Genomic DNA, 20,433 nt, shown 5'->3' on the forward strand with positions numbered 1-20,433 from the left:
CTGCTCTCCGGGTTCGTGGCATCGTTCGGAACGTGGGACGCACACTACAGTTCCTGCAACTGGGGCTCATCCTGTTCTTCGTGTACCACATCGTGGACGCATTCATCACGCCGTATCAAAGCGAGTGGCTCACGGCTGAAGCCTTTGTACCCGGGCTTATCCTCGCGATCCTCTTCTACAGCTTCTGTCTGCTGGTCACCCAATGGGTCGTCGTGTTCGCGGAACACCGGCTTGCTTGGTTGCTCTTGATCCCGATCGCGGTGGTCACGCTGGTGCCCTTTGCACTCCTCCTGCTGGAGCCGATACGCGTGATGGGCGCGTGATCGCGCATGAGCCCTAGCATTGCATTTAACTTCGCTCCATGCTCGCCGACCTGATCAACGGCCATCGTCAACAGTTCATCGACCTGTGCAAGGCGCACCGGGTAAAGGAACTGTATGCCTTTGGATCGGCGGTCAACGGCCCGTTCACGGCGCAGAGCGACGTGGACCTGTTGGTGGAGATCGAGCTGGACAACCCCGTGGAGGATGGTGAACGGCTATGGTCGTTCTGGGATCGGATGGAAGCGTTCTTCCAGCGCAAGGTGGACCTGCTTACGCCCCGCTCTTTACAGAACCCGGTGAAGAAGCGCGCCATCGAGGCCTCCAAGAAGCTGATCTACGATGGAGCGACTGGACGGCTACTATGCTGATATCCTTCGGGCCATTGACCTGATCGAGGCCTTCATGGCCCAGGGGAATGTCTCCTCGTTCGAGGCATACACCCGGCACGCACTGGTGAAGAGCGCCGTGGAGCGCCAGCTTGGCATCATCGGTGAAGCAGTGAACAAGATCCGGAAGCTCGACCCGTCACATCCGATCCCCGAGGCGGACCGCATCGTGCAGTTCAGGAACCGGTTGATCCATTCGTACGATACGATCGACGACACGTTCGTGTGGCCCATCCTCCAGAAGCACCTACCTGCTTTGAAGAACGCCATTCAGCAGGCGCGGAAGAGCTGAACACCTAGGGCAAACGCGTGGAGAACAACATCCTGGTGACGCGCGACAACCCGATCGACCTGTTCGCGGACATTCCGGTGGAGGCGGAGGCGGTGGAGGAGTTGATGAGCCGGAGGAAGGTAGAGGCGTGATCCGCTCCTCCATGCACCAGGGAGCCCCGCGAACGATCGCGGGGCTCCTATGGTCGAGATCGGGCCTGCCGCTACTCCTTCACCACCATTCGGGTGAAGCGTGCTCCGCTGCCCATCACCTCACAGAGGTATACACCCTTTGCCAGGTCGCTCACATCAACGGCCGAGCGTTCACCGGAAGTGCGCATCGCACGGACGACGCGCCCGGAGGCATCACGCAGCGTGAGCTCGGCGCCAGCGGCGATACCCGGTGTCAGCACCACGAGCTGCTCGGTCGCCGGGTTGGGGAACACCTGAACCCCCATGGAGCGGCGGTGGTCCGACAATCCCACGGTGACGAGGTGCGGAGCACAAACGGACAAGGCGTTCTCCTCGGCGATGCCGAACACTTCGGCCATGCCGCCCACGTCGCCGATGACGCTGGCGAGCGCACTGTCCGCCGCGGCCTGCAGGGCGTTGACACTGGCCAGCGGACCGCCGGAGGGTGCTTGGGCGAAGAGGTAGGCGAACAGCAGGTCGGCATGTTCGCCGGACTCCAGAACGAAGGGTCCGGTGACGCCGATCATGCGGCGGTCGCCCGGTGTGTTGCCCTCACCCACCTCGGACCACGGCGCCTGTGCCGCACCATCCGTGCCCGCTCCGAGGGGATCGCTGTCGCCAGGGTACATGAACCGCGCTGGCACCGCGTTCGGGTCCTGCGAGTACCCGTTCCCCCCGTAGGTCTGCGGCAGGCCGTCCAGCCATTGCCCGGCCAGGTAACGCTCCACATCAACGGCGGTCTGAGGGATGCCGGTGGCGCCGGATGCCGTGGAGTAGATGCGGCTGCTCGTGAGCCCGAAGCGCTCATTGTCGATCTGCTGGTCTGCAAAGCCCTGGCCGTTGAAGCCGGGGATGAGGGGAACGACCGGGTCGTCATTGCCATCGGCCTCCACCAGCGGACCCTTGATGAGCCGCACACCGAAGGCGGGGGGCTGGCCGCCATAGCCGGGGCCCCAGAAGGACGGACCATCGAATCCATCCCCGTTGTACGCGTACCACAGGTTGCGCGACGGGTCGGTCCCGATCATGTCATCCTCCGGGTCTCCCAGGTCGAAGTCGGTGTGCAACCCGATGCGCACATCGGTGTACGCGTTGCTGCTGCGGTTGATGACGTGCGCGCGCAGAAAGAGCGTGTTGGCCAGTTCGGGGTCGTTCGTATCGAAGACGAAGGGCATCAACCTGAGCTCGATGCCGAGCGGCGGACCCTGCGAGAAACTGTGCGGCCGTTGGTCGTTCAGCACCATGAAGCAGGCACGATCGCCCAGGATGCAGGGCACATCACCGAAGGCCGGATCGTAGGTGCCATCCCCATCGCGGTCCACGAACGGTGCCTGATAGGGGGCCAGGCCGAGGGCGATATCCCCCATCGCCGGCCAGTCGAGCAGGGACTGCGCGGGTTGGTATCCAGGGTACACGAGGGCCTCCTCGCAATCGGGGTCGTCCACACAGTCGTGGTAGTTCAGGTGCTGTTCGATGTCGAAGCGCTCCACGCACCAGATGCGGTCGTAGGCCTGGGCCACACCGGGCAGGGCGGTGGCGGAGCCGTCGGTGGTGAGCGGACCGGTCCAATAATCGGAATCGAACAGACCTCCATAGTCCGCCCCGGCGGCATGCAGCGTATCACCCGGACCACGCCCGGTGACCCACAATCCGCTGCCCCAGAGGACATGGGCGCCCGTTCCCGGCGGCACTTCGAACGCGGGGCTGGCCCCATCGGCCCCCGCACCGATCAAGCCCCAGGAGGTGAGCCCCACCTCCAGGCGGTCGTTCCCGATGGATGTGATCGCGGTGCCCTGTGCGGTCCCGTCAACGGGGATCGCCCAGGCATGCGCGGACAACAGCGCGAGGCAGAGTGAAGATCGGATCATGGCAACAGGGTTTGCCGCCAACCTATCGGAAGGTGAAGCGACCCGCATGCGCCGATCGACGGAAGGCGGTATCGGTTCAGGGACCGGTGCGGGAGAACGGCTCAGCTGCGCTCCCCGGTTGCGCCGGGCACCAGCACAAAGACCACCTCGACCTCTTTGCCGGCCGTGGTGCCGCTCTCGAAAGGAACATGGGCCATGCCGTTGCGATCGATGCGCAGCACATTGCCCACGATGGTGAGGGCCCGGTAAGAGGGAATGACGGCGGCGGGTGCGTGCATCAGACGGCGCGGCGCAGGTGGATGGGCTTCACCGTGCTCACTTCGCCATCGAGCACCATCAGGAAATACTCCTCCCCATCCAGGTCGGTGATGCGCACGCGCGTGACGGGTCCACTGACATCGCCGGTCTTGACGATCCGGCCGCTGGGGTCCACGATGTCGAACAGCGCATCCTGGGAGGCGGGGTCATAGTCGAACATCAGCAGGCGCTCGAGCTGGTCGATGCGCACGTGGATCTCGTGGGGGGTGGTGTGCTGGGCCATGGGCCTGTTCTTCACCCCGTTGTACGACATCATCGGGGGCAGGGTTGCCCAAGAACGCCGGAGGGCCGGCCCACCACCCGGCGGACCGACCCTCCACACCAAAACCTGACATGAGCACTGCGCGGTTCAACTGCCCTGGTCGGAGAAGATCCAGAGCTTGTGATGGGAGTTCATGGAAGCCATGGCAACAAGGGGTTTGCGTTCAATGGTGACCCCAACCTACCATGCCCGACGCCCGATCGCCAGCGCGATCCGGGCAACGGTCGCGACGAAGAGAAGAACGGTCGCTCCGGTGGTGCCGCTATTTTCGCCGGCATGGGGTCGCGGCGGATGCGGGCATTGATCGTGGACGATGAGGAACCGGCCCGGGAGAACCTGCGCCTGATGCTGGAGGACCTCTGCCCCGAGGTGGAGGTGGCGGGAACGGCCGATGGACCGGCGAGCGCGCGCGAGCGGATCGCGGAGCTTGACCCCGACCTGCTCTTCCTGGACATCCGCATGCCCAGTGGCACCGAGGGCCTCGACCTGCTGGCCGAGCTCCGCGACCTGCGCGCCCTGGTCGTCTTCGTCACGGCCTTCAAGGACTACGCGCTGCAGGCCTTTCACACCCATGCGGTGGACTACCTGTTGAAGCCGATCGATCCCGATGAGCTGCGGGCGGCGGTGATGAAGGCCCTCGAGCGGGTGCGTGAACAGCATGAACGGCCAGCGGAGGCCACGGCGTATCGCGCAAGGTTGAACGCCGCCGTCCGCGAGGCCTCGCTGCCCGCGGGCCGCATCGTGATCGATCACGCCAAAGGGTTCAAGCTCTTCGACCCGCACAACATCAGCCACCTGGAGGCCGAGGGCAACTGCACCCAGCTGCACTTCAGCGATGGCACGCGCTACCTCGACACCCGCACCCTGCGTGTGTATGAGGAACTGCTCGATCCGTCCTTGTTCCTGCGGGTGCATCGCTCGCACATCGTGAACCTGGAGCACCTGCGTGAATACCTGCGCGACGACGGCCATTGGGCGGTGCTCCGCGACGGGCGGAGGGTCCCGATCGCTCGCGAGCGCGTGGCCGAGTTCCTCGAACGCGTCCGCTGACGGTCCACATGGCCGGGATGACGGTCCGCTCGATCGGGCGCACCGGTCAGGCGACGGTCACCCAAGCCACCGCGGACCGACCTAGCTTGAGCCCACCAAACCCATCGGCCATGCGTGTACTGATCGTGGACGACGAACCCGACGCCCGGGAGAACCTGCGGATGATGCTGGAGGAGCACTGCCCCGACCTGGTCGTGGTGGGCTCGGCGGGAAGCGCCCAGGAGGCGCGCGAACTGATCGCGATGGAACACCCGCAGGCGCTCTTCCTCGACATCAAGATGCCGGGAGAGGATGGCTTTGCGCTGCTTCATTCCCTGCAAGGGCAGGAGCTTCCGGTGGTCTTCACCACCGCCTACGACGAATATGCGCTGCAGGCCTTCAAGGAGAACGCCCTGGACTACCTCGAGAAGCCGATCGATGTGGAGGAGCTCAAGCGGGCGGCCGCAAAGCTCCGCCGCATGGCGTCGGACCCCGCGGCCGCACCGCAACAGACCGGTGCCATCGCGGCGCTGCTCCTGGACCCCGCCTCCCCCTTGAGCAAACGCATGGCCGTTCCGGGTCGCGACGGGCTCACCTTGGTGAAGCATGAGGACATCCTCTACCTGGAGGCCAGCGACAGCTACACCACCATCCACACACGCGACGGCAAGCGGCAGATCAGCAGCAAGCACATCCGGGTCTTTGAGAACAACCTGGACCCGAAGCGCTTCTTCCGCGTCCACAAGTCATACATCATCAACCTGGAGCACCTGCGCGCGTTCAGCCGGGGGGAAGGCAACATGGCCGTGCTGGACAACGGCGCCATGATCCCCGTTTCGCGCCGCAAAATGCCCGACTTCCTTGCCCTGATCCCCACCTTCTGATGCGGCGCACGGGCTTGCTGCTCGGGCTGTTGCTCGGTTCCATGGGCCTGCTGCGGGCCCAGCAGTTCGGCTTCATCCACTACACCACCAGGGACGGGCTCGCCCAAAGCCAGGTGCGCACGATCGCACAGGATGAGCAGGGCTTCCTCTGGATCGGCACACTGGGCGGCGTGAGCCGGTTCGACGGCAGCGGGTTCCGCAACCACGCCCTGCAACAGGGGTTGCCCGATGCGCAGGTGAACGCCCTTCTTCCGCGTCCCGACGGCTCGATGTGGTGCGGCACCGGAGGAGGCCTCGTGAGCTTCAGGCACGGCACGGAGGTGATCCCCATCCCGCTGCCGGGCCTCGACCGCCCGCGCATCACCGCCCTGGCCACGGATGCGCGTGGGCGGGTGCTGATCGGGGTGGAGGACCGGGGTGTGCTGGTGCACGAGGACGGCAGGGTGCATGGTCTGGAGGGCTTTCCCACAGATACCGCCGGTACGGTGCGATCGCTGCTCTGCCTGGCGGATGGCACCGTCTACATCGGCCTGCGCAATGGCCTGCTCCGATGGGCCGATGGCCGCTGCACGACCGTGATCCTGGGCCGCGAGGACCGCTCCAACGTGAGCAGCATGGCCGCAGGCGAGGATGGCACCCTTTGGGTGGCCACGTTCGGACAAGGGGTCTTCGCGCTCCGGCCCGATGGCACCGTGGAGGAGATCGATGAGACCGACGGGCTCCTGCAGAACAATGTGCGCAGCGTGACGATCGATCGCCAGGGCCGCGTGTGGCTGGCCAGCAAGTTCGGCGTCAACGTCATCGAAGGCGGCCGCATCCGGGCGCTCACGGTGAACCAGGGCATGCCGAACGACAACATCTGGTGCGTATCGGTGGACGACAATGGCGACCTGTGGCTCGGAACGGATGGAGCGGGGATCCTGCGCTGGACCGGGGACCGGTTCGTCACCTACACGCAGCGCGATGGATTGTGCAGCGATCAGGTGATGTGCCTGGTGGCCGACAGCGCGAACGACCTGTGGTTGGGCACATATGGCAACGGGATCTGCCGGATGGATGGCATGGCGCTGGTGAGCACGTTGGACGGGCTGCCGAACAACACCGTATGGACCGGGCTGCGGCGCCGGGACAACAGCCTGTGGTTCGGCACCAGCGACGGGTTGTGCAGGCTGCGCAACGGCGTGGTGGTGCCGCTTCCGGACAGCTTGTCCCTTCGGGATGAACGCATCGTTGCCCTGCACGAGGACCCCGACGGCACGCTGTGGTGCGGCGCCCGGGAAGGGCTCTTCTCGATCCGCGAGGACCGGTTGCGGCGGGAACCCGGGCCGCCCGGCGTACCGCTCCGGTCCATCCGGGCCCTGCATCGCGACGGCGATGGCCGCTTATGGGTGGCCCATGAGGTGGGCGTGGCGCGGCGGGGCGCGAACGGCTGGACGACATGGGCCGCCGGGCGGGAGCTCCCGACCGGGGCGGTGTACTGCCTGGCCGAGGACCGCCGCGGAAGGGTCTGGGCCGGCACCGCGGACGGGCTGGTCTGCTTCACCGGATCCGGCCCTCGTGTGCTCCGCCTGGCACCGGACTTCGGCTCCAACTACATCGACCTGCTGCGTGTCACGAGCGACGGACGGATCTGGGTGGGCACCAACAACGGCCTGTTCCAGGTGGCACCGGACAGCCTGCTGACCACCGGGGGCGGGGTGACCCACTACACCAGCAGCGACGGGCTGCTGAGCCTGGAGTGCAACCTGAACGCATCGCATCTGGACACCAAGGGCCGGCTGTTCTTCGGCACTTCGCGCGGCCTGGTCCTGCATCCGCCCGCATCCGAGCCCACCCGGCACACGGACGTCATCCCGCTCCACATCACCGGCCTGCGCTGGTTCCTCCGACCCTCGGGCTGGGAAGGGCGGTCCACCGGTACCGACCGCTTTTCGGGGCTTCCCACAGGCCTTCTGCTCCCCTACGAACGCAACCACCTGACCTTCGATTTCACCGGCATCAGCCTGAGCGCGCCCGAACAGGTGGTCTACCGCTATCGCCTGCTGGGCCATGACAATGACTGGCTGCCGGAAACGGACGTGCGATCGGCGAGTTTCAGCAACCTGCCCCACGGTCACTACGTGTTCCAAGTGATGGCCAGGGGGCGCAACGGCCGATGGAGCCCACCGAAGGAATACGCATTTGATGTACAGCCGCCGTTCTGGGCCCGGTGGTGGTTCTTCGCGCTCACCGGGGCGGTGGTGATCGGCTCGGTGGGCGGTGTGGCCCGGTATCGTTCCGTTCAGCGTCATCGCCTGGAGCGCACCCGCCAGTTGATGCTCCGGTCACGCATGCTCCAGCTCGAGCAGCAGGCATTGAACGCCAACATGAACCGGCACTTCATCTTCAATGCCCTGAACAGCATCCAGTTCCACATCAACAAACAGGACCGGGCCACGGCGAACCGCTATCTCACGAGCTTCGCCAAGCTCATCCGCAAGAACCTCGATGCCAGCCAGAGCGACACCACTTCCCTGGCCGAGGAGCTCGAACGACTGGAGCTGTACCTCGTCCTGGAGCACATGCGCTTCAAGGACCGCTTCCGCTACATCCTGACGGTGGATCCGGGGGTGGACACGCTCCAGGTGCGGTTGCCGGCCATGATGCTGCAGCCCTACGTGGAGAACAGCATCTGGCATGGCATCCTGCCCACCGAGCGCCAAGGTCAGGTCACCATCCGGGTCGACCCGGGAGAGGCCGGCCGGGTGCGGGTCATTATCGCCGATGATGGGCTGGGCATCGAACAGAGCAAGGCGCGCAAGCAGAGCGGTGACCACATCTCCAGGGGGATCGAGATCACCAAAGGCCGGGCGGACGTGCTGCGGAACCTCCAAGTGACGGACATCAGGATCACCGGTCCCGAGCAGGTGCAGGGCGCGGACGGTCGGATCATGGGCACACAGGTCACCATCGACCTGCCGAGCAACGGTCCATCCCCTTCCACCGGTCCGGATTTGCGATCCGGCCCCGGGCACCTTACCTTTGGAACATGATGGTCCGGAACCTCATCGTCTTCCTGCTCATGGTGGTGGCCTTGGCCGCCTGCACCAAGGAGCAGGTCGCGCCTGCAGGAGAGGTGCTGACCGGAGAGGACAAGCGTCTGCAGCAGGGACCGAACGAGGCTGACCACGGTTCGACGTCCATCCTGAAGGAAGAGCCGCAGAGCTCGGAAGGCATTCTGCGCTCCGGTGACCTCGATGAGCAGGGGGGCGAGGACGACGGTGACATCTCCGATGATGGGGATGAGGATGCCGATGGTGAGCGCAACAAGAAGAAGAACATCGGTTCGTCAGGGAACTGAACCTGACGAACGAACGTGATCGACGCCCTGGTCTGGTCCAGGGCGTTGTCGTTCCGGCCGGTCCGTGCCGCTGCCCGCAGCAAGCGGGCCGTTCCTCGTGGTCGAGCACCCGGGCTGGGGCATACCGGCTAGCTTTCCTCTATCCAAGTCCGGAACCATGTCCAGGAAAGCGTCCGATCAGGTCCACCGGCTGATCCGTTCCATGGACGCGGCGGAGAAGCGCTATTTCAAGCTGTATGCGGGACGGCACCTGATCCGGGGGAAGAGCAACCACCTGCTGCTCTTCAACGCGATCTCCGCCATGGAGACGTACGACGAGGAGGCGCTGCTGCAGCGCTTCAAGGGACGCGGCTTCACAGCGCGATTCGCCATCGCCAAACAGCGGCTGCACAACACGATCCTGGAAAGCCTCTCGGCCTATCACGCGCAGTCATCCGTGGATGCCCGGCTCCGCCGGCGCATGCACGAGGTGGAGGTGCTCTACCAGCGCGCCCTGTACGCCGATGCGGAACGGCACCTGGCGGGTGTGGAGCGACTGGCCACCCGGCACGAGAAGCTGCACGTGCTGGTGGAGGTGCAGGTGTGGCAGCGCCGGCTGATGGAACGAACGCACTATCAACAGGCGACCATCGCCACCCTGAGCGACCAACGCGAGCGGGCCGCATGGCTTCGTTCACGGCTGACGGAGCTTGATGCCCTCTGGGACCTGAAGAGCGAAGTGTTCCTGACCCTCTACGGGGAAGGTCAGGCCCGCAGCATCGCACAGGTGGAACGGGTCCGGGCCATCATGGCACGGCGTGACCGCCCGGAGGTGGATGCGCACAGCTCGGCCCAGGCGCGCTACCTGCACCATCACCTGGAGGCCGTGGCCGCCTTCGCCACCGGCGACCTGGAGACCAGCCGTACGCACCTGCTCGCGAACCGGGAACTGCTGGAGGCCGAGCGTCCGAAGTTCATGGACGAACCGTACCGGCTGTTGGCGGTGCTGAGCAACCTGGCATACGTCTGCACCCGCACGGGACGCTTCACCGAAGCGAGTGAACACCTCCGAGCCTATCGGCTGGCCCCATCTGCCTGGCAGATGCCCGAAACGGAGGATCTGGAGATGAAGCTCTTCGCCACGGGCACCTCCCTGGAGCTCAGCATCCACTGCGCGAGCGGTGCGTTCGAGCAGGCCCTGGCGATGGTGCCCGCGGTGGAGCGGGGGCTGGAACGGCATGGCCAGGCACTGGGCACGCTCCGACGCACCGGGTGCATGTTCCAAGTGGCCGTGGCCCTGTTCGGCGGCGGCCGGCCGGTGGAGGCCCTGCGCTGGTGCCATCGCCTGTTGAACGAGGCCCGTGATGACCAGGGCGGCATCGTGGCCTACGCGCGGATGCTCGAGCTGATGCTCCGGCTGGAGACCGACGACAAGGAACTGCTGCCATACACCCTGCGCAATACGGAGCGGTACCTGAAGGACCGTTCGCGCACCCATCGGTTCGAACAGGTCTTCCTGCGCCTCGTCCGCGACCTGCTCAAGCCCTTGGACCACCGTCAGCAGCACGCGGCCTTCCGGCGCTTCCACGACGACCTCACCCTGCTGGCCGAAGACCCCTTGGAACAGCCCGCCTTCGAGCATCTCGATCCCCTGACCTGGGCCGAGAGCCACCTCACCGGCAGGCCCTACGGTGAGCTGGTCCGTGAGAAAGCGCGCGGTGGGAGCCGGGCGGCCTGAGGACGACGACGCGGCGGGGTGCTGAGGGACCTCGTTCCAGATCTTCGGGCGCCCAGGACCCCAACACAACGGTCCTGCGGATCAAACCCACCCTGCCATACCGTGTCCAATTGGAACAAACCTGTCAACATGCGCCATCCCCTGCTGCTCGCCTCGCTCATCCCGATGGTGCTGAGCGCCCAGGATCCCCTGCCCACGGACAGTACCGGTCTTCCCGGGGACCACTTCAGCCTGCAGGGGGCCTTGGAGCTCTTCAAGGACAACATCGAGCTGGAGGTGTTCGAAAAGGTCCTGAACATGGAGGACAACGAGGTGAACAACCTCGACCTGAACAACGACGGGCAGGTGGACTACGTGCGGGTGGAGGCGCTGCGCGAGGGTGATGCCGTGGTGGTGACGCTGCGCGTGCCGGTTAGCGCCACCGAGGACCAGGACGTGGCGGTGATCGAGATCGAAAAGGTGGGACCGGACAGTGCCATCCTGCAGATCCGGGGCGACGAGGACCTGTACCCGGAAGGCACCATCGTGGAGCCGTTCGCCGAGGTGGAAGGTGCCGCCAAGGAGGGCAAAGGGCCCTCGGCCCCTGCGCTCGTGCACATGCAGGTGGTGGTGAACGTGTGGGGCTGGCGCCCCGTTCCGTTCTGCTTCAGCCCGCGCTTCTCCCCTTTCTCCTCGGAATGGGCGTGGGGCAACTACCCGCCCTGGTGGCGCCCCTGGCGCCCGCATCCCTGGCGGATCTGGTGGAGCCGGGGTATTCACTACCGCACTTGGTACCGCCCATGGCCGCATTGCCGTGTCGTGCATGCCCATGCACTCTACATCCCGCGGCGTGTGCGCAGTACCACCGTGCAGGTCCGGTATCGCGATGCGCACCTGCACCATGCGAAGACACGGACGGCCCTGGCGCCCGACCACAGCCGCACACTGATGAACACCGGCCAGGCGAAACCCGCAAAAACGCGGCTCACGAGCAAGCCCGGCGTGCGAACCGCACCGCCCAGGGTCTCGCCCAAGCCGGCTAGGACGCCAAAGGGAGGAAAGAAATAGGGTGCCAGCCACCCTTGGTCAGTTCCGGATCACCGCCAGTTCGTCACCACGGCAGCGTGCCGTCCACGATCGATGCACTGGATCAAGAACGGGACCGGCCTGTGCTCAGGAACGCATCCCAACCTTGGGCCGTGAGCTCGTGCTCGCCGCCCTGCTTGTCAACAAGGCGGTAGCCGCTGTTCGCATCGGTCATGTGGCCCACCACCGTGAGGTCCGGGTTGCCCTTGATCTTGTCGTAGTCGCTTTGCGCGATGGTGAAGAGCAGCTCGTAGTCCTCACCCCCGCTGAGCGCGCACACCGTGGGGTCGAGGTGGAAGTCCCGGGCCGTGCTGAACGTGTGCGGGTCGATCGGCAGCTTCTCATCGTAGAGCCGCACGCCCACGCCAGAGCTGCGGGCGATGTGCAACGCTTCGCTGGCCAGCCCGTCGCTGATGTCGATCATGGCCGTGGGTTTCACTCCCAGTTGCTTCAGCAGGGCCACGATGTCCCTGCGGGCCTCCGGCTTCAGCTGGCGCTCCAGGATGTAGTCGTGGCCGGCCAGGTCGGGCTGGGCACCCGTCTCGGTGAACACCGCCTTCTCCCGCTCCAGCACCTGCAGGCCCATGTAGGCGCCGCCGAGGTCGCCGCTCACCACCAGCAGGTCGTGCTCGCCCGCGCCACTGCGGTACACGATCTCCTCCGGCTTGGCGGCACCGATGGCCGTCACCGCGATCACCAGGCCGCTCCTGCTGCTGCAGGTGTCCCCGCCGACCAGATCCACTCCGTAGTTGCGGCAGGCCAGCAACATGCCCTCGTAGAGCTCGTCCACCGCCTCCACCGGGAAGCGGTTGCTCAAGGCCAGCGCCACCGTCACCTGCCGGGGCTCGGCGTTCATGGCGTACACGTCGCTCAGGTTCACCACGATGGCCTTGTAGCCCAGATGCTTCAGCGGCATGTAGGCCAAGTCGAAGTGCACGCCTTCCACCAGCATGTCGGTGGTGATCACCTGATGAAGGCCTGAGGCGTCGATCACAGCCGCATCATCGCCGATGCCCTTCACGGAAGAGGGCTGGGCGAGCTGCACCCTAGAGGACAAGCGTTCGATGAGGCCGAACTCGCCCAGGGCGGAGAGCTCGGTACGGGAGGGGGTGTCTGCCATGGTCCTTGGGCCGCGAAGGTACCCGGCGAACCCCGGGACCGAGACAGGTGTTCCACCGCCGCCCTTGGCCGCCACGGCCGCGGGGTGTACCTTTGCTCTGGAACTTGTTTAGACTAATTCTAAATAAGCACAACGGACGATGATCAAGGTCTCCGAACCCGCCAAGGCGGAAGTCACCAAGCTCCTGGGCCAGGAAGGCCGCGGCCCGAACCACTTCGTGCGGGTGGGCGTGAAGGGCGGCGGTTGCAGCGGCCTGATGTACGACCTAGACTTCGACAACGAAATGAAGGAGGGTGATAAGGTCTTCGAGGACAACGGCGTGAAAGTGGTGGTGGACAAGAAGAGCCTGCTGTACCTGCTGGGCACCACCCTCGATTTCAGTGGTGGCCTCAACGGCAAAGGTTTCCAGTTCATCAACCCCAACGCCAACCGGACCTGCGGCTGTGGCGAGAGCTTCAGCATCTGAGTGTGGAACCAACGTCCCAGATAGGCACCTGTAGCGTCGACCCACTGGGTCGACCTACCCCCTAATAGCCTGAGCGAAATGGCACAAGACACCGACGATATCCTCCGCGAGGTCACCGAAAAGGAATACGCCTACGGTTTCGTCACGGACATCGAGAGCGAGAAGGCCGCCAAGGGCCTGAACGAGGACATCGTGCGCTTCATCAGCGCCAAGAAGAACGAGCCCGAGTGGATGCTGGAATGGCGCCTCGAGGCGTACCGCATCTGGGAGAAGATGGAGGAGCCGCACTGGGCCCACGTGCACTACCCCAAGATCGATTACCAGAACGCCTACTACTACAGCGCGCCGAAGAAGAAGCCGCAGCTCAACAGCTTGGACGAGGCCGATCCCGAGTTGGTGAAGACCTTCGAGAAGCTGGGCATTTCGCTGGAAGAGCAGAAACGCTTGGTGGGCGTGGCCGTGGACGTGGTGTTCGACAGCGTGAGCGTGAAGACCACCTTCCAAGCGGCGCTGAAGGAGAAAGGGATCATCTTCATGAGCTTCAGCGAAGCCGTGAAGGAGCATCCCGATCTGGTGAAGAAGTATCTCGGCAGCGTGGTGCCGCGCACGGACAACTACTTCGCCGCGCTCAACAGCGCCGTGTTCAGCGATGGCAGCTTCTGCTACATCCCGCCGGGTGTGCGCTGCCCGATGGAGCTCAGCACCTATTTCCGCATCAACGAGGCCATGACCGGTCAGTTCGAGCGCACCCTGCTGATCGCCGACGAGGGCGCGTACGTGAGCTACCTCGAAGGCTGCACCGCCCCCATCCGCGACGAGCACCAGCTGCACGCCGCCGTGGTGGAACTCGTGGCGTTGAAGGACGCCGAGATCAAGTACAGCACCGTCCAGAACTGGTACCCCGGCGACAAGGAAGGCAAGGGCGGCATCTACAACTTCGTCACCAAGCGCGGCCTCTGCCTGGGTGAGCGCAGCAAGATCAGCTGGACGCAGGTGGAGACCGGCAGCGCCATCACCTGGAAGTATCCCAGCTGCGTGCTGAAGGGCGACAACAGCATCGGCGAGTTCTACAGCGTGGCGGTGACCAACAACCGCCAGCAGGCCGACACCGGCACCAAGATGGTCCACATCGGCAAGGGCACCAAGAGCACCATCGTGAGCAAGGGCATCAGCGCGGGTCTCAGCAACAACAGCTACCGCGGACTGGTGAAGATCGGTCGTGGCGCGAAGGGCGCGCGCAACTTTAGCCAGTGCGATTCGCTACTGCTCGGTGACCGCTGCGGCGCGCACACCTTCCCCTACATCGAGAGCGAGAACCCGAGCGCGATGGTGGAGCACGAGGCCACCACGAGCAAGATCGGCGAGGACCAGATCTTCTACCTGAATCAACGGGGTATCGAGACGGAGAAGGCGGTGAGCCTCATCGTAAACGGCTATTGCAAAGAGGTGTTGAACCAGTTGCCGATGGAGTTCGCTGTTGAAGCCCAGAAGCTGTTGGCTGTAAGCCTTGAAGGATCTGTAGGATAGGAGTTTGGGCGTGCCCCCTCGCAAAAGCCTCGGGGTCGCGCTTTTCGCTGCTACTCCTCGCTCCTTCGTCGCTGCGGGGTATTCGCTTCAATCGCTCACGCAACCGTCCCGAATGATGTTCGCCACCATTTCAAAGATGCGCAGTACCTTGCCACAACAAACACCATTGCCCATGCGCCTCCTCTACTCTTTGGCCCTTGTCTCTCTCAGCATCGCCGCAAATGCTCAAGTGCCAAGCTACGTGCCCACGAACGGGCTCATCGGATGGTGGCCATTCAGTGGCAACGCGAATGACGCGAGCGGAAATGGGAACCATGGTGTCACCAACAACGCGTCACTCACCGTGGACCGATTCGGCAACTCGAATAGTGCATACAGCTTCAATGGTGTGGACCAGCTCATTGCGGGTAACATCAACGCGATATCGAACACTGCCTCCACCACAGTAACTGCTTGGATGCGCTATGTAGGGGACGCCGGAGGCCAGCCCTACGACACATACTTTCAACTTGGCACATACGGAAGTCACACCTTCGCTTATGCCTACGAATACGGCTCCCAAGCTTTCAACCTTTACTCGTTCTGCACTTACATACCAACTGTACCCCTGGGTAACCTGAACAATGCATGGCACTTTGTCGCCATTGTCGACTCAGAAACAGAATCCTTTCTATACGTCGATGGGAATCTCCTTGCGTCAGGCTCCGGCGGTCCAGCTGGCAATTGTTTTCAGGGCAGTTCTGCATTCAGCATAGGGTCAGCGAATTCCGTCACCGACAATCAATGGGTAACAGGCGACCTCGACGACATTGGGTTTTGGACCCGCGCATTGACCGCAACTGAAATCGATGCGCTATATAGTGCTGCCCTTGTTCCCCCTTGCGTCTCAACTGAGGTGCTAACTATGACTGGTCTAGATGCGAGTTATCAAACCACGGACGGTCCCGCGACATTGACCGGAACCCCTCCCAACGGCGTCTTCCTTGGTCCTGGCGTTTCTGGTGTGTCGTTCGATCCGGCAGCAGCAGGTGTCGGAACTCATACCATCATCTACACCTATGTCGATGAGAACGGATGCGTGAACTCCACCGGCCAATGCACGAGCGTTTCTCTTGGCATCGGCATCGGCGACGAGGATAACATGCCGCTCCAAGGCGTGCGCGTCTTCCCCAATCCAGCCAATGGTCTGTTCAATCTCGAATTGGAACTGCAAGGCATGGTGTCCTTGGTCGTGTTCGATAGCCGAGGCAGACAGGTGATGAACCAGACGTTCATGGCCAATGGCTCCAAGACTTTGCGCGTACTTGACCTGAGCCGGGAAGCTGCTGGGACCTATTCACTTCAAGTGAGCACAGCCAACGGCTCCGTCAGCCAGTCCTTGGTGCGCGAATAACCAGCTAACCACTCAACTAGAGCAAGCAAATGAGCGCCTGGATTGATCAAATCTTCTCTGCGGCCGAGGCAAATGGTGAGGGGGTCGTTCGGAGACAGAAATCTGACGTTGACGGTATGGGCCTGTTCCAAGAACTGATTCGCGAGGTCCGGAGGCGGAACTTCCATCTCCTCGAGATCGGAGACCAGTATGTCATCATCTGCAACACAAATGCGATCATCACGCATTGCTGACAGGGCTAGGCTCTCACGCGAACCATTGATTCGCTAGACTGTTCCATACTCACCCTTGGTCGCCTCCCACAGCGGCCCTACCTTTGGCCTCCGTTCGACTTTAGAACGGTTCTAAATAGTCGTATGAGACCATGCTGAAGATTGAAGGACTGCACGCCCGAATAGAGGGCAAAGACATTCTCAAGGGATTGAACCTTGAGGTCAAACCCGGGGAGGTCCATGCGATCATGGGTCCGAACGGATCCGGAAAGAGCACCCTGGCCAATGTGCTGGCCGGACGCGAAGAGTACGAGGTGACGGAAGGCTCCGTGACCTACCTCGGTGAGGACCTGCTGGAGCTGGCACCGGAGAAACGTGCCTGGAAAGGCATCTTCCTCGCCTTCCAGTACCCGGTGGAGATACCCGGCGTGAGCAACATGAACTTCCTGCGCACCGCACTGAACGAGACGCGCAAGGCGAACGGCCTGGAGGAGCTCGGCGGCAAGGACTTCCTTGCGCTGGTGCGCGAACGCGCCAAGCTGGTGGAGATGGACGCTGATCTCATGAACCGCAATCTGAACGTGGGCTTCAGCGGCGGCGAGAAGAAGCGCAACGAGATCTTCCAGATGGCGATGCTGCAGCCCAAGCTCGGCATCCTGGACGAGACCGACAGCGGCCTGGACATCGACGCGCTGCGCATCGTGGCCGGCGGCGTGAATAAGCTGCGCTCCACCGACAACGCCTTCATCGTGGTGACGCACTACCAGCGCCTGCTGGACTACATCGTGCCGGACGTGGTGCACGTAATGGCCGATGGCCGCATCATCAAGAGCGGTCCGAAGGAACTGGCGCTGGAGCTGGAGGCGAAGGGCTACGACTGGATCAAGGAAATGGCGTGATCGATCAGAAGATCAGATAATCAGACGATCAGATGATGAAATACCAAGGCCGCGATAAGGCACCCGTAGCGTCCTCCGATATGTATCGGAGCCATTGGGTCGACTGATGAAGCCATGACCACATTGACCCAGACCGACCCCAAGACAACGGTGTTGCCGTTGTTGCAAGCCAGCACCTGGCCCAACGCCGCCGAAGCCCTGGCCCAGGTAAACACCCTGCCAGTGCCCACCACCCGCACCGAGGCCTGGAAATACACCCGCGTTGGCAAGCTGTTCAAGGACGCATACAGCGCCCCGCAAGGTGATGCGACCGTCGCACTGCCCGCCCGCCTGCCCTTCGATACCACCCGCATCGTCTTCGTCAACGGCCACTTCCGCGCGGACCTCAGCGACGACCTGAAGGCCGACAAGGGCATCGTCGTCGACAGCCTGAAAAACCACTTGGCACACGGCCCGGTGAAGGCGCACTACGGCACACTGGCCCCCATCGGCGATCGTCTCTTCACGGCGATGAACACCGCTGCGCCTACGGATGGTCTGATCATCCTCGCCACCAAGGGCACTAGGACCAGCAAGCCGATCCATGTTCTGCACATGTCAAGCGGTGATCGGCAATTGATCCAGCCGCGCGATCTCTTCATGCTTCATGAAGGCACGAGCGTGGAAGTGATCTTCGAACACATCGGAACGGACGCATCATCATCACTCGTCAACAGCATCCGCGAAAGCGTGATCGGAGAAGGCGCGAGCCTCACCATCCACCTGTTGCAGAATGAAGGGAATGGTCCCGCACACATCGGCCTCGATGGCGTGTCGATCGGTGCGAAAGGCCGCTTCAGCATCGACACCACCACATTGAACGGTTCGTTGGTGCGCAACGAGGTGAACGTTTCCCTTGCTGGTCGGGAAGCGCATGCCGAACTGAACGGCGTGTACCTGTTGAACGGCACCACGCATTGCGACAACCACACCTACATCGGTCACGACGTGCCGGACTGCACCAGCGACGAGCTCTACAAGGGCATCGTGGCGGGCAAGGGCACCAGTGTGTTCAATGGCAAGGTGTACGTGGCGCCCGACGCGCAGCGCACCCGCGCCTACCAGAGCAACGCGAACATCCTGCTGGGCGACGACGCCAAGGTGTACACCAAGCCCGAGCTGGAGATCTACGCCGACGACGTGAAGTGCAGCCACGGGTGTACCATCGGTCGCCTGGACGAGAAAGGGCTGTTCTACCTGCGCAGCCGCGGGGTGAGCGAGGCAGAAGCGCGCAAGCTGATGGCCCATGCCTTCATCACCGAGGTGGTGGAGCGCATCCAGAACGAGGAGTGGAAGGCGGTGTTGACGGCCTTGATCGACAACAAACTCGCACACCTGTGAGCACCAAAGCGGCACCGGTCTCCCAAGCGTTCAACATCGCCGAGATCCGCTCGCAGTTCCCGATCCTGAAGGAGCTGGTGCACGGCAAGCCGCTGGTGTACTTCGACAACGCCGCGACGAGCCAGAAGCCGCGCCGCGTGATCAAGGCCGAGAGCGCCTACTACGCCACGACCAACGCCAACGTCCACCGCGGCGTGCATACGCTGAGCACCAAGGCCACCGAAGCGCAGGAGGCCGCGCGGGAGATCATCCGCAAGCACATCAACGCCAAGCACGCGCACGAGGTGATCTTCACCAGTGGAACCACGGCGAGCCTGAACCTGGCGGCGTTCAGCCTGGGACAATTGCTGTGGGGAAGTTCGCCTTCGCGCAAGGCTTTGGCGAACGAGGGCGACGAGGTGCTGATCAGTGGGATGGAGCACCATGCGAACATCGTTCCCTGGCAGCTGGCGTGCGAACGGCACGGGGCGAAGCTGAAGGTGATCCCGATCACGGACAGCGGCGAACTTGAACCGCGACGACGCGACGACGCGACGGGTAGCGCGACGAGCACTTTCACCGAGCGGACGAAGGTTCTCGCTATCTCGCATGTCAGCAACACGCTGGGCACCATCAACCCGGTGAAAGAACTGGTCGCGGAGGCGAAGAAGCTTGGCATCATCACCGTGGTCGACGGGGCGCAGGCCATCGCGCACCTGGATGTGGACGTGCAGGACCTCGGCTGCGACCTCTACGCCTTCAGCGGGCACAAGGCCTACGGGCCCACCGGCACCGGAGTGCTCTATGGCCGCGAGGAGCTGTTGGAGCGCATGCCCCCCTGGCAGGGCGGCGGCGAGATGATCGACGTGGTCACCTTCGAGAAAACCACCTACGCCAAGCTGCCCTTCAAGTTCGAGGCGGGCACGCCGCACATCGCCGGCATCATCGGCCTGGGCGAGGCCTTCCGCTGGATGGAGGACTACGACAAGGCTGCGATGGCGAAGCACGAGCACGCGCTGCTCGAGCACGCCACCAAGGAACTGCTCACCATCAATGGCCTACGCATCATCGGCACGGCGAAGGAGAAGGTGGGCGTGATCAGCTTCGTCGTTGAAGGCGTCCACCACTACGACCTCGGCACCCTGCTCGACCAGCAGGGCATCGCCGTGCGCACGGGCCACCACTGCACCCAGCCGCTGATGGAGCGCTTCGGCGTGAGCGGGACCACGCGGGCGAGCTTCGCGTGCTTCAATACGGTGGAGGAGGTGGATGTGATGGTGGCGGCGACCAGGAAAGCTGTCAAGATGCTACGATGAGCACCACGACGACATTGGCCCAGACCCAACAAGAGCTCATTGACGAGTTCGCCATGTTCTCTGACTGGCAGGACCGTTACGAGCACCTGATCGAACTGGGCAAGGACCTGCCCCTGATCGCGCCGGAGCAGAAGACGGACGACAACCTCGTGCGGGGTTGTCAATCGCGGGTATGGCTGCATGCCGCTCCGCAGAACGGCCTCGTGCACTTCACCGCCGATAGCGACGCGATGATCACCAAGGGCATTGTGGCGCTGCTGGTGCGCGTGTTCAACGACCGCACACCGCAAGAGATCCTGGGCGCATCAACTGAGTTCATCGATCAGATCGGCCTGCGGGCACACCTGAGCCCCAACCGCGCGAACGGGCTTAGCGCGATGATCGACCAGATGAAACGCTACGCCCTCGCCTACTCTTCCAAGTCATGAGGGAAATTCATTTCACCGCAACGGCGCAACGAACGCAACGGGTTACGCCACGTTGCGCA

The 20,433-nt window shown here is 63.5% G+C and carries 21 protein-coding genes; 17 read left to right on the forward strand and 4 right to left on the reverse strand.

From position 1 onward, the window contains the following. The first annotated feature begins 32 nt into the window (after window positions 1-32). The 3 genes from IPM49_10075 to IPM49_10085 are packed head-to-tail and all read left to right on the forward strand — an operon-like array spanning window position 33 to window position 1,001. Entirely contained in the window at window positions 33-323 is a 291-nt protein-coding gene (locus IPM49_10075; GenBank protein MBK9274873.1) for a hypothetical protein, read from the forward strand. Window positions 324-361: 38 nt separating this feature from the next. Then, window positions 362-691, forward strand: a complete 330-nt coding sequence (locus tag IPM49_10080) for a nucleotidyltransferase domain-containing protein (GenBank protein ID MBK9274874.1) — start codon at window positions 362-364, stop codon at window positions 689-691. Then, the gene (locus IPM49_10085; GenBank protein ID MBK9274875.1) at window positions 663-1,001 is read left to right on the forward strand and encodes a DUF86 domain-containing protein; all 339 of its coding nucleotides are present in this window, start codon (window positions 663-665) and stop codon (window positions 999-1,001) included. The genes IPM49_10080 and IPM49_10085 overlap by 29 nt, the downstream gene beginning before the upstream one ends. Window positions 1,002-1,203: 202 nt before the next feature. Here IPM49_10085 and IPM49_10090 read toward each other — a convergent pair whose 3' ends face one another. From IPM49_10090 to IPM49_10100, 3 genes are all read right to left on the reverse strand, one after another. Continuing rightward, on the reverse strand, window positions 1,204-3,039 hold the full coding sequence (locus IPM49_10090; GenBank protein MBK9274876.1) for a T9SS type A sorting domain-containing protein: 1,836 nt from the start codon (window positions 3,037-3,039) through the stop codon (window positions 1,204-1,206). Window positions 3,040-3,140: 101 nt separating this feature from the next. Then, complete coding sequence (locus IPM49_10095) at window positions 3,141-3,317, reverse strand: hypothetical protein (GenBank protein ID MBK9274877.1); 177 nt, start codon at window positions 3,315-3,317, stop codon at window positions 3,141-3,143. Further along, complete coding sequence (locus tag IPM49_10100; GenBank protein ID MBK9274878.1) at window positions 3,317-3,613, reverse strand: hypothetical protein; 297 nt, start codon at window positions 3,611-3,613, stop codon at window positions 3,317-3,319. Before IPM49_10100 ends, IPM49_10095 begins: the two co-directional genes overlap by 1 nt. Window positions 3,614-3,895: 282 nt before the next feature. On the opposite strand from IPM49_10100, the gene IPM49_10105 reads away from it, so the two are divergent. The 6 genes from IPM49_10105 to IPM49_10130 all read left to right on the forward strand — a co-directional run bounded on the left by IPM49_10105 (window position 3,896) and on the right by IPM49_10130 (window position 11,636). Then, on the forward strand, window positions 3,896-4,669 hold the full coding sequence (locus IPM49_10105; GenBank protein MBK9274879.1) for a response regulator transcription factor: 774 nt from the start codon (window positions 3,896-3,898) through the stop codon (window positions 4,667-4,669). A gap of 110 nt (window positions 4,670-4,779) precedes the next feature. Then, window positions 4,780-5,532 (forward strand): response regulator transcription factor, encoded by a 753-nt coding sequence (locus IPM49_10110; protein MBK9274880.1) that lies wholly within the window; start codon window positions 4,780-4,782, stop codon window positions 5,530-5,532. Then, complete coding sequence (locus tag IPM49_10115; protein ID MBK9274881.1) at window positions 5,532-8,564, forward strand: histidine kinase; 3,033 nt, start codon at window positions 5,532-5,534, stop codon at window positions 8,562-8,564. The genes IPM49_10110 and IPM49_10115 overlap by 1 nt, the downstream gene beginning before the upstream one ends. Further along, on the forward strand, window positions 8,561-8,872 hold the full coding sequence (locus tag IPM49_10120) for a hypothetical protein (protein ID MBK9274882.1): 312 nt from the start codon (window positions 8,561-8,563) through the stop codon (window positions 8,870-8,872). The genes IPM49_10115 and IPM49_10120 overlap by 4 nt, the downstream gene beginning before the upstream one ends. Before the next feature lie 157 nt (window positions 8,873-9,029). Continuing rightward, a complete protein-coding gene (locus IPM49_10125; GenBank protein MBK9274883.1) occupies window positions 9,030-10,589 on the forward strand; it encodes a hypothetical protein in 1,560 nt (519 codons plus the stop codon). A gap of 129 nt (window positions 10,590-10,718) precedes the next feature. Continuing rightward, window positions 10,719-11,636 carry a hypothetical protein gene (locus IPM49_10130; GenBank protein ID MBK9274884.1) on the forward strand — a complete coding sequence of 306 codons (918 nt, stop codon included), beginning with the start codon at window positions 10,719-10,721 and terminating at the stop codon, window positions 11,634-11,636. An 82-nt stretch (window positions 11,637-11,718) separates the two neighbouring features. On the opposite strand, the gene thiL is transcribed toward IPM49_10130, so the two are convergent. Continuing rightward, window positions 11,719-12,774: a thiamine-phosphate kinase gene (thiL, locus tag IPM49_10135; GenBank protein ID MBK9274885.1), complete on the reverse strand. Its 1,056-nt coding sequence runs from the start codon at window positions 12,772-12,774 to the stop codon at window positions 11,719-11,721. 139 nt (window positions 12,775-12,913) lie between these two features. Here thiL and IPM49_10140 point away from each other — a divergent pair, with 139 nt between their 5' ends. The 8 genes from IPM49_10140 (at window position 12,914) to IPM49_10175 (ending at window position 20,374) form a co-directional block, all read left to right on the forward strand. Continuing rightward, a complete protein-coding gene (locus tag IPM49_10140; protein MBK9274886.1) occupies window positions 12,914-13,240 on the forward strand; it encodes an iron-sulfur cluster assembly accessory protein in 327 nt (108 codons plus the stop codon). Between the two features lie 78 nt (window positions 13,241-13,318). Next, on the forward strand, window positions 13,319-14,767 hold the full coding sequence (gene sufB, locus IPM49_10145) for a Fe-S cluster assembly protein SufB (GenBank protein ID MBK9274887.1): 1,449 nt from the start codon (window positions 13,319-13,321) through the stop codon (window positions 14,765-14,767). Window positions 14,768-14,939: 172 nt separating this feature from the next. Next, on the forward strand, window positions 14,940-16,160 hold the full coding sequence (locus IPM49_10150; GenBank protein ID MBK9274888.1) for a T9SS type A sorting domain-containing protein: 1,221 nt from the start codon (window positions 14,940-14,942) through the stop codon (window positions 16,158-16,160). Window positions 16,161-16,189: 29 nt separating this feature from the next. After that, window positions 16,190-16,393, forward strand: coding sequence for a hypothetical protein (locus IPM49_10155; protein ID MBK9274889.1), 204 nt, complete (start codon window positions 16,190-16,192; stop codon window positions 16,391-16,393). Between the two features lie 131 nt (window positions 16,394-16,524). Continuing rightward, on the forward strand, window positions 16,525-17,271 hold the full coding sequence (sufC, locus tag IPM49_10160) for a Fe-S cluster assembly ATPase SufC (protein ID MBK9274890.1): 747 nt from the start codon (window positions 16,525-16,527) through the stop codon (window positions 17,269-17,271). 114 nt (window positions 17,272-17,385) lie between these two features. After that, window positions 17,386-18,651, forward strand: a complete 1,266-nt coding sequence (gene sufD / locus IPM49_10165; GenBank protein ID MBK9274891.1) for a Fe-S cluster assembly protein SufD — start codon at window positions 17,386-17,388, stop codon at window positions 18,649-18,651. Further along, window positions 18,648-19,946, forward strand: a complete 1,299-nt coding sequence (locus tag IPM49_10170) for a cysteine desulfurase (protein ID MBK9274892.1) — start codon at window positions 18,648-18,650, stop codon at window positions 19,944-19,946. Before sufD ends, IPM49_10170 begins: the two co-directional genes overlap by 4 nt. Next, a complete protein-coding gene (locus tag IPM49_10175) occupies window positions 19,943-20,374 on the forward strand; it encodes a SufE family protein (protein ID MBK9274893.1) in 432 nt (143 codons plus the stop codon). Before IPM49_10170 ends, IPM49_10175 begins: the two co-directional genes overlap by 4 nt. Window positions 20,375-20,433 lie beyond the last annotated feature (59 nt).

This window comes from Flavobacteriales bacterium (assembly GCA_016715895.1).
In the GTDB taxonomy this organism is placed as follows: domain Bacteria; phylum Bacteroidota; class Bacteroidia; order Flavobacteriales_F; family PHOS-HE28; genus PHOS-HE28.

Coding starts and splice junctions, on each gene's coding strand:
- IPM49_10080 (MBK9274874.1), top strand. CDS start 362: ATGCTCGCCGACCTGATCAACGGCCATCGTCAACAGTTCATCGACCTG.
- IPM49_10085 (MBK9274875.1), top strand. CDS start 663: ATGGAGCGACTGGACGGCTACTATGCTGATATCCTTCGGGCCATTGAC.
- IPM49_10090 (MBK9274876.1), bottom strand. CDS start 3,039: ATGATCCGATCTTCACTCTGCCTCGCGCTGTTGTCCGCGCATGCCTGG.
- IPM49_10095 (MBK9274877.1), bottom strand. CDS start 3,317: ATGCACGCACCCGCCGCCGTCATTCCCTCTTACCGGGCCCTCACCATC.
- IPM49_10100 (MBK9274878.1), bottom strand. CDS start 3,613: ATGATGTCGTACAACGGGGTGAAGAACAGGCCCATGGCCCAGCACACC.
- IPM49_10105 (MBK9274879.1), top strand. CDS start 3,896: ATGGGGTCGCGGCGGATGCGGGCATTGATCGTGGACGATGAGGAACCG.
- IPM49_10110 (MBK9274880.1), top strand. CDS start 4,780: ATGCGTGTACTGATCGTGGACGACGAACCCGACGCCCGGGAGAACCTG.
- IPM49_10115 (MBK9274881.1), top strand. CDS start 5,532: ATGCGGCGCACGGGCTTGCTGCTCGGGCTGTTGCTCGGTTCCATGGGC.
- IPM49_10120 (MBK9274882.1), top strand. CDS start 8,561: ATGATGGTCCGGAACCTCATCGTCTTCCTGCTCATGGTGGTGGCCTTG.
- IPM49_10125 (MBK9274883.1), top strand. CDS start 9,030: ATGTCCAGGAAAGCGTCCGATCAGGTCCACCGGCTGATCCGTTCCATG.
- IPM49_10130 (MBK9274884.1), top strand. CDS start 10,719: ATGCGCCATCCCCTGCTGCTCGCCTCGCTCATCCCGATGGTGCTGAGC.
- thiL (MBK9274885.1), bottom strand. CDS start 12,774: ATGGCAGACACCCCCTCCCGTACCGAGCTCTCCGCCCTGGGCGAGTTC.
- IPM49_10140 (MBK9274886.1), top strand. CDS start 12,914: ATGATCAAGGTCTCCGAACCCGCCAAGGCGGAAGTCACCAAGCTCCTG.
- sufB (MBK9274887.1), top strand. CDS start 13,319: ATGGCACAAGACACCGACGATATCCTCCGCGAGGTCACCGAAAAGGAA.
- IPM49_10150 (MBK9274888.1), top strand. CDS start 14,940: ATGCGCCTCCTCTACTCTTTGGCCCTTGTCTCTCTCAGCATCGCCGCA.
- IPM49_10155 (MBK9274889.1), top strand. CDS start 16,190: ATGAGCGCCTGGATTGATCAAATCTTCTCTGCGGCCGAGGCAAATGGT.
- sufC (MBK9274890.1), top strand. CDS start 16,525: ATGCTGAAGATTGAAGGACTGCACGCCCGAATAGAGGGCAAAGACATT.
- sufD (MBK9274891.1), top strand. CDS start 17,386: ATGACCACATTGACCCAGACCGACCCCAAGACAACGGTGTTGCCGTTG.
- IPM49_10175 (MBK9274893.1), top strand. CDS start 19,943: ATGAGCACCACGACGACATTGGCCCAGACCCAACAAGAGCTCATTGAC.